General features: G+C 68.4%; 10 protein-coding genes. 7 read left to right on the top strand and 3 right to left on the bottom strand.

Translation table 11 applies throughout. The annotated features are described in order from the left end of the window. Positions 1-19 precede the first annotated feature (19 nt). From H8N03_RS12320 to H8N03_RS12295, 6 genes are all read left to right on the top strand, one after another. Positions 20-1942, top strand: coding sequence for a putative bifunctional diguanylate cyclase/phosphodiesterase (locus tag H8N03_RS12320; protein ID WP_187076472.1), 1923 nt, complete (start codon positions 20-22; stop codon positions 1940-1942). A 129-nt stretch (positions 1943-2071) separates the two neighbouring features. Next, a complete protein-coding gene (locus H8N03_RS12315; RefSeq protein WP_187076471.1) occupies positions 2072-3892 on the top strand; it encodes an FAD-dependent oxidoreductase in 1821 nt (606 codons plus the stop codon). Further along, on the top strand, positions 3889-5712 hold the full coding sequence (locus H8N03_RS12310) for a 2-oxoacid:acceptor oxidoreductase subunit alpha (protein ID WP_187076470.1): 1824 nt from the start codon (positions 3889-3891) through the stop codon (positions 5710-5712). Before H8N03_RS12315 ends, H8N03_RS12310 begins: the two co-directional genes overlap by 4 nt. Beyond that, positions 5709-6764: a 2-oxoacid:ferredoxin oxidoreductase subunit beta gene (locus H8N03_RS12305; RefSeq protein ID WP_187076469.1), complete on the top strand. Its 1056-nt coding sequence runs from the start codon at positions 5709-5711 to the stop codon at positions 6762-6764. The genes H8N03_RS12310 and H8N03_RS12305 overlap by 4 nt, the downstream gene beginning before the upstream one ends. A gap of 60 nt (positions 6765-6824) precedes the next feature. After that, a complete protein-coding gene (locus H8N03_RS12300; RefSeq protein ID WP_187076468.1) occupies positions 6825-7265 on the top strand; it encodes a CBS domain-containing protein in 441 nt (146 codons plus the stop codon). Positions 7266-7286: 21 nt separating this feature from the next. Then, positions 7287-8342 (top strand): cytochrome-c peroxidase, encoded by a 1056-nt coding sequence (locus tag H8N03_RS12295; protein WP_187076467.1) that lies wholly within the window; start codon positions 7287-7289, stop codon positions 8340-8342. Here the strand turns inward: H8N03_RS12295 and rsxB are convergent. From rsxB to H8N03_RS12285, 3 genes are all read right to left on the bottom strand, one after another. Beyond that, positions 8339-8995, bottom strand: a complete 657-nt coding sequence (gene rsxB, locus H8N03_RS26340; protein ID WP_354005111.1) for an electron transport complex subunit RsxB — start codon at positions 8993-8995, stop codon at positions 8339-8341. The two genes, H8N03_RS12295 and rsxB, sit on opposite strands and share 4 nt — an antisense overlap. Continuing rightward, positions 8992-10362 (bottom strand): polyhydroxyalkanoate depolymerase, encoded by a 1371-nt coding sequence (locus H8N03_RS26335; protein ID WP_255428180.1) that lies wholly within the window; start codon positions 10360-10362, stop codon positions 8992-8994. Before H8N03_RS26335 ends, rsxB begins: the two co-directional genes overlap by 4 nt. A gap of 188 nt (positions 10363-10550) precedes the next feature. Next, on the bottom strand, positions 10551-11750 hold the full coding sequence (locus tag H8N03_RS12285; RefSeq protein WP_187076466.1) for an amino acid aminotransferase: 1200 nt from the start codon (positions 11748-11750) through the stop codon (positions 10551-10553). A gap of 93 nt (positions 11751-11843) precedes the next feature. Here H8N03_RS12285 and uvrB point away from each other — a divergent pair, with 93 nt between their 5' ends. After that, complete coding sequence (gene uvrB / locus H8N03_RS12280) at positions 11844-13955, top strand: excinuclease ABC subunit UvrB (protein ID WP_187076465.1); 2112 nt, start codon at positions 11844-11846, stop codon at positions 13953-13955. Position 13956: the final 1 nt, after the last annotated feature.

The raw sequence follows: 13956 nt of genomic DNA, 5'->3' as shown, positions 1-13956 counted from the left end.
AAGAGGCACAATGGACATGATGGAAAAGCATTACGGGGGAGCGGGGTACCGCAACAGCGGCGGGGACTCCGAGCGGGACGCGCCCGCCACGCAGCCGACGATCTTCGCCCCGGGCGAGGAGCGGCTGACCGAGCAGGCGCTCAAGGCCTTGTCCCCGCAGGATGGCGTGTGGCGCAACCGCGCCGTGAACGGCCTCTCGGACGCGTTGATCATGATGGTCGACGACGAGATGCTGAACATCGAGATGACGCAGGCCTTCCTGCAGGACGCCGGCTACCGCCAGTTCGTCTACACCGACGAACCCGAGTACGCGGTGGCCATGATGCGCAAGGAGCTCCCGGGGGTGCTGCTGCTCGACCTGAGCATGCCCAAGGTGAGCGGCCTCGACATCCTCGCCGCCATGCGCGACGACCCGGTGCTGCGCCACGTGCCGGTGATCGTGCTGACCATCAGCACCGACCCGCAGGTGAAGCTGAAGGCCCTGGCGATGGGGGCGATGGACTTCCTGTCCAAGCCGGTGGATCCGAGCGAGCTGGGACTGCGCATCCGCAACACGCTCGCGGCGAGCGCGTACCGCGAGTACCTGAGCCAGCACGACAGCCTCACCGGGCTGCCGAACAAGCAGGGTTACCGCAAGCAGGTGGCCGCGGTGCTGGCGGCCGCCCGCTCCGAAGGCAACAGCGGCGCGCTGCTGCACGTGGGCGTCGACGAACTGGGGCGGATCAACGATGCCCTGGGGCGGCCGGTCGGCGACCAGCTGCTGCAGCGCATCGCCAAGCGCCTCGCTAGCTGCGTGCAGACCGAAGCGGGCGGCGAGCTCAGCTCGGAGCACCACAACCCCACGCTGTACCGCTTCGACGGCGACGAGTTCGCCATCGTCGTCCCCTACATGGAAGGCGTGCACAGCGCCGCGGCGTTCATCAGCAAGCTGCTGGAAGACGCCACCGTGAGCTTCCAGCGTCCCGGCGGCCCGGAGGTGTTCGTCACCTGCAGCGTCGGCGTGTCGGTGTTCCCCAGCGACGGCCTCGAACCGGACCTGCTGATGCGCAACGCGGGCCTCGCGCTGCGCCATGCCAAGCAGGCGGGCCCGCATCGCTACGAGTTCTTCTCGCCCCGCTTCAACGAGATGGCGCAGAGCCGCCTCGACCTGAGCGCGGAATTGCGCCATGCGATCAGCCGCGACGAGATCGAGCTGATGTACGAGCCGCGCGTGGAGCTCGCCACCGGCCGCGTGGTGGCGGCGCAGTCGCTCGTGCGCTGGAAGCACCGCTCCGGCCGCGTGATCGAGGGCGACGAACTCCTGGACCTGGCGGGCAGCTCCGAGATGGACGTCGCGCTGACGGAGTGGACCTTCGAGCAGATGCGCGCCCACATGAAGAACTGGCGCGCCGCGGGCCTGCAGCCGGTGCCCACGGGCATCAAGGTCTCGCTGGCGAACATGCGGCCCACGGACGTGAGCTACCTGGTGAACGCGGCGGTCGCCGGCGGCATGGAGCCGCGCACCATTTCGCTGGAACTGCAGCAGGTCGGCGCGCTGGACAGCCTGCCCGCCAAGGAAGCCGCGGCCTTCGCCGCCCTGCGCAAGAAGGGCGTGCGCCTGGCGATGGACCGCTTCGGCAGCGTCGCCTCGGTGGCGCACCTGCGCAAGCTCATGTGCGACGAGATCAAGGTCGATTCGTCCTTCGTCCGCGACCTGGAGCAGGACGGCGCCGTGCAGGCGATGCTGCTCGGGATGGGCGACATGGCGCGCCGCCTGCGGCTGGACTGCGTGGCCTGCGGCGTGGACACGCCGGCGCAGCTCGCCTTCCTGCGCAAGAACGGCTGGGACCTGGGGCAGGGCAAGCTGTTCGGCGAGCCCACCGGCGGCCTCGCGTTCGCGGCGAAGTGGCTCACGCGCAGCGGCAAGCCGCAGCGCGTGCCGCTGCCCGGCGAAGGCGCGTAACGGGCCGTGGCGGGCGCCCGGCCCGCCGTCCATCCTAGTGGAATCCACGGAGAGGCGCCCGCGCGCGCGGCGGCGTAGACTGGCCGCCGGCCCCGGGGACCCCCGGGCCATCCGCGTGAGGAGGCCTGTTTGCAGCCGACGAACATCGCGAACCCGGCGTATTTCCACAAGGTCGTGGATTGCCAGTGGGCGTGCCCCGCCCACACGCCGGTCCCCGAATACATCCGCCTGATCGCCCAGCGCCGCTACGGCGACGCCTACATGGTGAACTGGGTGTCCAACGTCTTTCCCGGCATCCTCGGGCGCACCTGCGACCGGCCGTGCGAGCCGGCCTGCAGGCGGGGACGCGTGGAGCACAGCAACACGGGCGATCCCGAACCGGTGGCGATCTGCCGGCTGAAGCGCGTCGCCGCCGACCTGAAGGAGGACGTGCGCCAGCGCATGCCGCAGCGGGCGCCGTCCAACGGCCTGCGCGTGGCGTGCGTGGGCGCGGGGCCGTCTTCGCTGACGGTGGCGCGCGACCTCGCGCCGCTGGGCTACGAAGTGACGGTCTTCGACGGCGAGGTCCGTCCGGGCGGCTTCATGCGCACGCAGGTCCCGCGCTTCCGCCTGCCGGAGGAAGTGATCGACGAGGAGTGCGGCTACATCCTGGACCTCGGCGTGGAGTTCGTCCCCGGCCGTCGCATCGATTCGATGAAGGCGCTGATGGCCGAGGGCTACGACGCGATCTTCGTGGGCTGCGGCGCACCGCGCGGCCGCGACCTGGAGATCCCGGGCCGGCGCGAGGCGGCGGCGCAGATCCACATCGGCATCGACTGGCTCGCGTCCGTGTCCTTCGGGCACGTGACGCAGGTCGGCAAGCGCGTGATCGTCCTCGGCGGCGGCAACACCGCGATGGACTGCTGCCGCTCGGCGCGGCGGCTGGGCGGCGAGGACGTGAAGGTCATCGTGCGCAGCGGCTTCGAGGAGATGAAGGCCTCGCCCTGGGAGAAGGAGGATGCCATGCACGAAGGCATCCCCATCCTCAACTACCACGTGCCCAAGGCCTTCGTGCACGAGGGCGGGCGGCTCGTGGGCATGCGCTTCGAAGTCGTCCGCGCCGAGTACGACGCGCAGGGCCGCCGCTCGCTGGTGCCCACCGGCGAGCCCGACCCCTTCTTCCCCTGCGACGAGGTGCTGATCGCCGTGGGCCAGGAGAACGCCTTCCCCTGGATCGAGCGCGATTGCGGCATCGTCTTCGACCGCTGGGGGCTGCCGGAACTGTTCCAGGGCACCTTCCAGTCGACGGTGCCCAACGTGTTCTTCGGCGGCGACGCGGCGCTCGGGCCGAAGAACATCATCACCGCGGTCGCGCACGGGCACGAGGCGGCGATCTCCATCGACCGCCTGCTGCACGGCGAGGACACGCGCTCGCGTCCGGCCCCCACCGTGAACCTGATGTCCCAGAAGATGGGCATCCACGAGTGGAGCTACCACAACGAGACTTCGCTCGACGCGCGCTTCCGCGTGCCGTGGGCGCAGGCGGAGAAGGCGCTGGCCAGCATCCGCGTGGAGGTGGAACTGGGCTTCGACGCACCGACTGCGTTCCGCGAGGCGCAGCGCTGCCTGAACTGCGACGTGCAGACGGTGTTCAACCAGACCGCCTGCATCGAGTGCGACGCCTGCATGGACATCTGCCCCATGGACTGCATCACCTTCACGCCCGACGGCGAGGAGCCCGAACTGCGGCAGCGGCTCAAGGCGCCGGCGCTGAACCTGGCGCAGGACCTCTACGTGTCCGGTGCGCTCAAGACCGGCCGCGTGATGGTGAAGGACGAGGACGTCTGCCTGCACTGCGGCCTCTGCGCCGAACGCTGTCCCACCGGGGCCTGGGACATGCAGAAGTTCCTGTTCAAGAACGCGGTGGCCGGCATGCGGGTGCAGCCGCACGCCCCGGAGGTGCACGCATGAAGGCGCTCGAGGCGGTCAACGACTTCGTGGTGAAGTTCGCCAACGTGAACGGGTCCGGCTCGGCGTCGGCCAACGAGTTGTTCGCGAAATCCATCCTGCGCATGGGCGTACCGGTCAGCCCGCGCAACATCTTCCCGAGCAACATCCAGGGCCTGCCCACCTGGTACGAGGTGCGCGTCAACGAGCAGGGCTGGCTCGGGCGGCGCGGCGGCGTGGACATGATGGTCGCGATGAACCCGCAGACCTGGGACGCCGACGTGGCGGAGCTCTCGCCCGGCGGCTACCTCTTCTACGACAACACCCGGCCGCTGCCGCCCGCGGCCTTCCGCGAGGACGTGCACGTGATCGGCATGCCGCTCACGGAGATCTGCAACGCGGTCTACAGCGACCCGCGGCAGCGGCAGCTGTTCAAGAACATCGTGTACGTGGGCGCGCTGTCCGTGCTGCTGGAAATCGACCCCGCGGAGATCGAGAAGCTGTTCGGCGAGCAGTACAAGGGCAAGGAGAAGCTGCTGGCCTCCAACGTGCAGGCGCTGCAACTCGGGCGCGAGTTCGCGCAGGAGCACCTGAAGTGGCCGCTGGGCATCCGGGTGCGCCGGGCGGACAGCGTGGGCGACCGCATCTTCGTGGATGGCAACAGCGCCGCGGCCCTGGGCTGCGTGTACGGCGGGGCCACGGTCGCCGCCTGGTACCCGATCACGCCGTCGTCCTCGGTGGCCGAGGCGTTCCAGCGCTACTGCAGCAAGCTGCGCGTCGACGCCGACACGGGCCAGAACCGCTACGCGATCGTGCAGGCGGAAGACGAGATCGCCTCCATCGGCATGGTGGTGGGCGCGGGCTGGAACGGCGCGCGGGCCTTCACCGCCACGTCGGGCCCGGGCGTCTCGCTGATGACGGAGTTCATCGGCCTCGCGCACTTCGCCGAGATCCCCGTCACGATCATCGACGTGCAGCGCGGCGGCCCGTCCACCGGCATGCCGACGCGCACGCAGCAGGCGGACATCCTCGCGTGCGCCTATGCGTCGCACGGAGACACCAAGCACGTGCTGCTGTTCCCGGAGGACCCGCACGAGTGCTTCGAGCATGCGGCGAAGGCGCTGGACCTCGCCGACCGCCTGCAGACGCCCGTGTTCGTCATGACCGACCTCGACATCGGCATGAACCAGCGCCTGTGCAAGCCCTTCGCCTGGGAAGAGGGCGGTGCCTACGACCGCGGCAAGGTGATGAGCGCGGAGGAGCTGGAGGCGGGCCGCGACTTCGGCCGCTACAAGGACGTGGACGGCGACGGCATCCCCTGGCGCACGCTGCCCGGGACGCATCCCACCAAGGGCGCCTACTTCACGCGCGGCACCACGCGCGACCCGTACGCGCGCTATTCGGAGCGCGGCCCCGACTACGTGTACAACATGGAGCGGCTGCTGCGGAAGTTCCGCACCGCGGCCGGCCTCGTGCCGCAGCCGGTGCTGCACCGCGCCGGGGCGGAGACGAGCCTCGGCGTCATCTACTTCGGCTCCACCGGCCCGGCCATGCAGGAGGCGCTGGCCGTGCTCGCCGCGCAGGGCGTGCACGTCGACGCGCTGCGGCTGCGCGCCTTCCCCTTCGGCGACGGCGTGGCGGAGTTCATCGCGCGCCACGAGCGCGTGTTCGTCGTGGAGCAGAACCGCGATGCGCAGATGCGCACGCTGCTGGTCAACGAACTCGAGATCGACCCCGCCCGGCTGGTGAAGGTGCTGCACTACGACGGCACGCCCATCACCGCGCGTTTCATCACCAACGCCATCACCTCGCAAGTGCAGGCCGTCCCGGAGGACGTGGAATGACCTATATCGCCAAGCCGCCGCTGCACCACCCGACGCTGGAGAAGAACAAGGTCGGGTACACACGGCGCGACTACGAAGGCAAGATCTCCACGCTGTGCGCGGGCTGCGGCCACGACTCCATCTCCGCCGCGATCATCCAGGCCTGCTGGGAGCTGGACATCGAGCCGCACCGGGTGGCCAAGCTGAGCGGCATCGGGTGCAGCTCCAAGACGCCGGACTACTTCCTGGGCGCGTCCCACGGCTTCAACACCGTGCACGGCCGCATGCCTTCGGTGCTGACCGGCGCCAACCTCGCCAACCGCGACCTGCTGTACCTGGGCGTCTCGGGCGACGGCGACTCCGCGTCCATCGGCCTCGGGCAGTTCGCGCACGCCATGCGGCGCGGCGTGCGCATGGCCTACATCGTGGAAAACAACGGCGTCTACGGCCTCACCAAGGGGCAGTTCTCCGCCACCGCGGACAGCGGCAGCAAGAGCAAGAAAGGCGTCGTCAACAGCGACAGCCCCGTGGACCTGGTGGGCATGGCCCTGCAGCTGGGCGCGACGTACGTGGCGCGCGGTTTCTCCGGCAACAAGGCGCAACTGGTGCCGCTGATCAAGGGGGCCATGACGCATGGCGGCGCCGCCTTCATCGACGTGATCAGCCCCTGCGTGGCGTTCAACAACCACCCGGGCAGCACCAAGAGCTACGACTACGTGCGGGAGCACAACGAGGCGGTGAGCCGCATCGACTTCATCACGCCGCGCGAGGAGATCACCGCCGATGCGGCGCCGGGGCAGGCGGTGGACGTGCGCCAGCACGACGGCACGCTGCTGCGCCTGCGCAGCCTGCACCCGGAATACGATCCCACCGACCGCTACGCCGCCATGGCCTTCATGCAGGAGCACCAGGCACGCGGCGAGGTGCTGACGGGGCTCCTCTATGTCGATCCGCTGGCGACCGACCTGCACACCGCGCTGAACACCACGGCGCGGCCGCTCAACACGCTGGATGCCCCCGAGCTGTGCCCCGGTACTGGCGTCCTTGCCAGGATCAACGCATCATTGAGGTAGCGCACCGCGCACCGGCAAAAAGGGAGGCCGGCCTGCAGTAGAGCTTCGAAGGAGCTTGCCATGGCCGAACGCACCGTCTTCCAGTCCATCACCCAGCGGCACGTGCTCAGCCTGGGCCCGCATGCCAACGTGTGGGAAGCAGCGTGCGCCATGACCCGCGCCAACTGCGGCAGCATCCTGGTGATGGAGCCGCCCGACCGGCTGCTGGGCATCGTCACCGAACGCGACCTGATGACGCGCGTGCTCGCCCGGGCACTGGAGCCGAAGAACACCACGCTGGCGCACATCATGACGCCGCACCCGCAGTGCGTGCCACCCGAGACGGCCGTCTCCGACGCGGTGGTGATCATGCTGGAGCGCGGCTTCCGCCACCTGCCCATCGTGGGCGCCGACCGCAAGGTCCTGGGCGTGTTTTCCATCCGTGATGCGCTGCCGCTGGAGATCGGCGCCGCATTGAGCCAGGCGGAATTCAACGAGCAGGTGAACGACGCGCTGGGCTGAGTTGTTGAAGGGGAGGAGTCGATGAAGACCATTCGCCGCGCGCGTGGCGCGCTTTCCATCGTTCTCGCGACCGCCGCGGTGCTGGTCGTCGCGCAGGGCACCCACCGCAACGAACCCATCCAGCCGCTGCCGGACCAGGCCACGGACGTGGACGCCGCGAAGGTGAAGCTGGGCGCGCGCCTGTTCGCCGACAAGCGCTTCTCCGCGGACAACACCGTGTCCTGCCAGTCCTGCCACCTGCCGGAGCACGGCGGCGCGGACCCGCGTCGGCATTCGGTGAGCGCCTTCGGCAAGGTGCGCGAGCTGAACTCGCCGACCATCCTCAACGTGCGCTACAACACCTCGGGCCTCAACTGGACCGGCCGCACCAGGGACCTCGACGCGCAGATCGCGGGCTCGATCGGCAATGCCGACACCATGGCGCACGACTGGGGCAAGGTGATGCAGATCCTCGCCGCGGATCCGCAGGTGGTGGCCGAGTTCAAGGCAGCCTACGGCGGCGACGATGCGGTCAGCCAGAAGAACGCGATGCACGCGATCGTGAGCTTCGAGAAGTCGCTGGTCACGCCCTCGCGCTTCGACGACTGGCTCAAGGGCGACGACCGCGCCCTCACCGCGCAGGAGCAGCGGGGCTACGACCGGTTCAAAGCCTATGGCTGCGTGGGCTGCCACAACGGCATCAACGTGGGCGGCAACGGCTTCATGAAGCTCGGCATCGCCGGCGACTACTTCGCCGAGCGCGAGAAGATGGGCCGCGGCGCGGCGGTGGAGCTGGACAAGGGCCGGTTGCTGGTCACGAAGAAGCCCGAGGACCTGCACGTCTTCCGCGTGCCGTCGCTGCGCAACGTGGCGCTGACGGCGCCTTACTTCCACGACGGCGCGGTGCCGACGCTGGACGAGGCGATCCAGTTGATGGGCCGCTTCCAGCTCGGTCGCGAGATCCCGGCCGGGGACCGCCAGGACATCGCGGCCTTCCTGCAGTCGCTGACGGGCAAGCAGTACGAGCAGTGGGCGGCGTCGCCGGCGTCGGCGCGCGCGCTGGGCGGCTTCGGCCTGCCGCCGGCGGGAGGACGCTAGGAGGTTTCGCGCTTCGCCCGCGCGCGGGCGAGCGCCGCCTCGATCACCGACTTCTTGCGGGCGAGTTCATCGCCCTCGGCGCCTTTCGTCAGCGTGGGCAGGTCCGCGAGCTTGGCCAGCGCCTTCTGCTCGAGACGCTGGGCGTGCTCCACGTCCTCGCGCGCCTTGCGCACCTTGCGCGCCTCGTAGCGGGCGAGGGCGAGGTCCGCTTCGGGCTGGGACCAGGCGCGCCAGCCGGTGCGCTCGCCGGTCACGTTCTCCAGCGAGATGCAGTCGACCGGGCACACGGGCACGCACAGCTCGCAACCGGTGCAGTACGGCTCGATCACCGTGTGCATGGCCTTGTTGCCGCCGACGATGGCGTCCGTCGGGCAGGCGTCCAGGCACAGCGTGCAGCCGATGCACCAGTCCTCGTCGATCACGGCGACCGTGCGCGGGCCCTCGACGCCCACGTCGGGGTCCAGCGGCAGCGGGGGGCGGCCGGTGATCTCCGCGAGGCGCACGATGCCTTGCGCACCGCCCGGCGGGCAGCGGTTGATGTCGGCGTCGCCGGCGGCGACCGCCTCGGCGTAGCCGGCGCAGTCCGGGTAGCCGCAGCGCGTGCACTGCGTCTGGGGCAGGGCGGCGTGCAGGCGCGCCGCCTGCGGGTTCACTTGCGCCGGGCGCGCGCCGGGCTGGAGGCGCGCGCCGCCTCGGGAGCGCGGCGGGCGGCGGCCACGGCCTTGCGCGCGGTCCGCTTGCCTTCGGCCGGCGCGGGCTGGTCGAACTGCTTGATGAAGTCGCGCACCTGCGGGTACACGTTCTCGCGCCAGCGGCGGCCGCTGAAGATGCCGTAGTGGCCGGCACCCTTGACCTCGATGTGCTTCTGCCGTGCCTTCGGCACGTGGTAGCAGAGCTCGTGCGCCGCTTCGGTCTGGCCGGCGCCGGAGATGTCGTCGAGCTCGCCCTCGATCGTCAGGTGGGCCGTGGTCCGGATGTCCTCCGGACGCACCCGCTCGAGCTCGCCCTCGGCATTGCGCACGTCCCAGTTGCCGTTGACCAGGTTGAATTCCTGGAACACGACGCGGATGGTCTCGAGGTAGTAGTCGGCGTCCATGTCGAGGACGGCGTTGTACTCGTCGTAGAACTGGCGGTGCGCCTCGGCCGATGCGTCGTCGCCAGCGATCAGGTGCTTGAAGTAGTCGTAATGGCTCGAGAGGTGGCGGTCCGGGTTCATCGCCACGAAGCCCGTGTACTGCAGGAAGCCGGGGTACACGCGGCGGCCCGCGCCCGGGAAGCTGGTCGGAACGCGGTAGATCACGTTGTTCTCGAACCATTGGTAGCTCTTGTTCATCGCCAGGTTGTTCACCGCCGTGGGCGACTTGCGGGCGTCGATGGGGCCGCCCATCATGGTCATCGTGAGCGGCGTGGGCTCGCCGCGGCTGGCCATCAGCGAGACGGCCGCGAGCACGGGCACCGTCGGCTGGCAGACGCTCATCACGTGGCAGTTGCCGTACTCCGCCTGCAGGTGGCGGATGAACTCCTGCACGTAGCCGACGTAGTCGTCGAGGTGGAAGGCGCCTTGCTCCAGCGGCACGTTGCGGGCGTTCTTCCAGTCCGTGATGAAGACCTTGTGGTCCCGCAGCATGGTGCGCACGGTGTCGCGCAGCAGCGTGGCGTAGTGGCCCGAAAGAGGCGCGACGATCAGCACCGCGGGTTGCGCCTTCAGGTTCTTCAGCGTCTCGGGTTCGTCGGAAAAGCGCTTGAAGCGGCGCAACTCGCAGAACGGCTTGTCCATCTCCACGCGCTCGTGGATCGCGACCTCCACGCCGCCGACGTCGACCGTCTTGATGCCGAACTCCGGCTTCTCGTAGTCCTTGCCGAGGCGGTAGAAAAGGTCGTACGCGGCGGAGAGCCGCTGCGCGAGCGGCCCCTGGCCGAAGGGCGTGAGGGGATTGCTGTACAGCTTGGAAGCGGCCTGCGCGAAATCGGCAAACGGCTCCATGAGGGAGCGCTGCGCTTCGTAGATCTGGTAGAGCATGTTGGGTTCCGTTGTTGCAGTGCAATATACCAGCGGGAAACCGAGGCTGCACGAGGTAGAACTACGGATGAGCAACACCCCCTCTGCAAGGGTGGGGAAAGGTGTCTGGTGTGCGACAGCGAGCGAAAAAAAGCGGCCTGGCGGCCGCTTTTCTCCGGGTCCCCGCCTGCGCGGGGATGACGGGGTGCTTACTGCACCACCGCGGCAATGGACTCGGCGACATAGTCGATGTTCTTGCTGTTCAGCGCCGCCACGCAGATGCGGCCGCTCTCGATGCCGTAGACGCCGAACTCGTTGCGCAGGCGGACCATCTGGTCCTTGCTCAGGCCGGAGTAGCTGAACATGCCGACCTGCTGGGTGATGAAGCCGAAGTCGCCCTTGACGCCCTTGGACTTGAGCTTCTCCACGAGCGCCGAGCGCATCGCCTTGATGCGGCTGCGCATGCCGGCGAGTTCCTGCTCCCACAGGGCGCGGAGTTCGGGCGTGTTCAGGATGGTCGCGGCGATCTGGCCGCCGTGCGTCGGCGGGTTGCTGTAGTTCGTGCGGATCACGATCTTCAGCTGCGACAGCACGCGCGCGGCTTCCTCCTTGTCCTGGCACAGCACCGACAGGGCGCCCACGCGCTCGCCGTACAGGCTCAGGCTCTTGGAGAAGGAGGTGGAGACGAAGAAGTTCTCGCCCGAGGCCAGGAATTTCTGCACGGCCACGCCGTCTTCCGTGATGCCCTGGCCGAAGCCCTGGTAGGCCATGTCCAGGAAGGCGACCAGCTTGCGGCCCTTCACGGCGACGACGACCTGGTCCCACTGGGCGGCGGTGAGGTCGTAGCCGGTGGGGTTGTGGCAGCAGGCGTGCAGGACGACCACGGTGCCGGCCGGCACGGTGTTCAGCGCGGTCAGCATGCCGTCGAAGTTGATGCCGCGCTTCGCCGCATCGTAGTAGGGGTAGGTCTCGACGGTGAAGCCGGCCTGCGTGAACAGGGCGCGGTGGTTCTCCCAGCTCGGGTCGCTGATCAGGACCTTGGCTTGCGGGTTCAGCTTCTTCAGGAAGTCCGCGCCGACGCGCAGGCCGCCGGTGCCGCCCAGGGCCTGCACGGTGGCCACGCGGCCGCTCTTGACCGGCTCGGATTCGGCCCCAAATACGAGGCTCTTGACCGCAGCGTCATAGGCCGCGATACCGTCGATGGGCAGGTAGCCGCGGGCCGCGTGCGCCGCCATCATCTTCTCTTCCGCCTTCTGCACGCATTCGAGCAGGGGCAGCTTGCCGTTGTCGTCGTAGTAGACCCCCACGCCCAGGTTCACCTTCTTCGGGTTGGTGTCGGCGACGTATTGCTCGGTGAGGCCCAGGATCGGGTCGCGGGGCGCCATTTCGACGGCGGTGAAGAGAGACATGGGGTTCCTTGGATGCGGTGGCAAGAACGCCCGGCCTGTTGTACGCTGGCCGGCTGCCCGCAATTTTAGACCGTCGACTCCGTAGTTACCCGCATGAGCGCAATTCCCGAGGCCGCAGAGGCCCAGCCGACCGAGAAAAAGGGCCAGTTCGTCACCTTCCCGGACTCGCCCTTCGAGCTGTTCCAGCCTTACCCGCCCGCAGGCGACCAGCCGCAGGCGATCGAGAAACTCGTCGAAGGCGTGCAGGACGGCGAGGTGTTCCAGACGCTCCTGGGCGTCACGGGCTCCGGCAAGACCTACACCATGGCCAACGTGATCGCGCGCCTCGGGCGCCCCGCGATCGTGTTCGCGCCGAACAAGACGCTGGCCGCGCAGCTGTACTCCGAGTTCCGCGAGTTCTTCCCGAAGAACGCGGTGGAGTACTTCGTGAGCTACTACGACTACTACCAGCCGGAAGCGTACGTCCCGCAGCGCGACCTGTTCATCGAGAAGGACTCGTCGATCAACGAGCACATCGAGCAGATGCGGCTGTCGGCGACCAAGAGCGTGCTGGAGCGGCGGGACACGGTCATCGTCGCGACGGTTTCGGCCATCTACGGCATCGGCGCCCCCGAGGACTACACGCAGATGCGCTTCATCATGCGCATCGGCGACAAGATCGGCCAGCGGGACATCATCGGCCAGCTCATTCGGATGCAGTACAACCGCAACGAGCAGGACTTCGCCCGCGGCACCTTCCGCGTGCGCGGCGACACCATCGACATCTTCCCGGCGGAACACTCGGAACTCGCGATCCGCATCGAGCTGTTCGACGACGAGATCGAGTCGCTGCAGCTGTTCGACCCGCTCACTGGGCGCATCCGCCAGAAGGTGCCGCGCTTCACGGTGTATCCGTCGAGCCACTACGTGACGCCGCGCGAGAAAGTCGTCTCCGCCGTCGAATCGATCAAGCAGGAGCTCAAGGAGCGCCTGGACTTCTTCGTCAAGGAAGGCAAGCTGGTGGAAGCCCAGCGCCTGGAGCAGCGCACGCGCTTCGACCTGGAGATGCTCGCGGAGCTGGGGCACTGCAAGGGCATCGAGAACTACACGCGCCACCTCTCGGGTGCGCCTCCCGGTGCGCCGCCGTCCACGCTGACGGACTACCTGCCGAAGGACGCGCTGATGTTCCTGGACGAGAGCCACCAGATGATCGGCCAGCTCAATGGCATGTACGCCGGCGACCGGGCGCGCAAGGAGACGCTGGTGGCGTACGGCTTCCGCCTGCCCTCGGCGATGGACAACCGGCCGCTGAAGTTCGCGGAGTTCGAGGCGCGCATGCGCCAGGTGATCTTCGTGTCCGCCACGCCGGCCGACTACGAGAAGCAGAACGCGGGCAACGTGGTGGAGCAGCTGGTGCGTCCGACGGGCCTGATCGATCCGCTCGTGGAAGTGCGTCCCGCGACGCACCAGGTCGACGACGTGCTGCAGGAGATCCGCATCCGCGTGGAGAAGAACGAGCGCGTGCTCGTCACCACGCTGACCAAGCGGATGGCGGAGCAGCTCACCGACTACCTGAGCGAGAACGGCGTCAAGGTGCGCTACCTGCACAGCGACGTGGACACGGTGGAGCGCGTGGAGATCATCCGCGACCTGCGCCTGGGCCAGTTCGACGTGCTGGTGGGCATCAACCTGCTGCGCGAAGGCCTGGACATCCCGGAGGTGTCGCTGGTCGCGATCCTGGACGCGGACAAGGAAGGCTTCCTGCGTGCCGAGCGTTCGTTGATCCAGACCATCGGCCGCGCCGCCCGCAACCTGAACGGCAAGGCCATCCTGTACGCGGACAAGATGACCGACTCGATGAAGAAGGCGATCGACGAGACCGAGCGCCGCCGCGCCAAGCAGATCGCCCACAACGAGGCGCACGGCATCACCCCGCGCAGCATCCAGAAGCAGGTGCGCGACCTCATCGACGGCGTGTACAGCGAGAAGGCCAGCAAGGAGCAGGAGAAGCAGGAACTGCAGCGCGCGATGGTCGAGGACATGTCCGAGAAGGACATCTCCAAGCGGATCAAGCAGCTGGAAAAGCAGATGCTCGAGCACGCCCGCAACCTCGAGTTCGAGAAGGCGGCGCGGGTGCGCGACCAGCTCGCGGTGCTGAAGGAGCAGGCCTTCGGCGCGGCGACCCACGACAACGTGGTGCCGATCGACGCTGCGAAGAAGAAGTAGG

Origin of the sequence: Ramlibacter cellulosilyticus, assembly GCF_014297465.1 — a bacterium.
In the GTDB taxonomy this organism is placed as follows: Bacteria; Pseudomonadota; Gammaproteobacteria; order Burkholderiales; family Burkholderiaceae_C; genus Ramlibacter; species Ramlibacter cellulosilyticus.
Note: the sequence above shows the minus strand (reverse complement) of the source record. Positions and strands in the feature narration are given on the sequence as shown.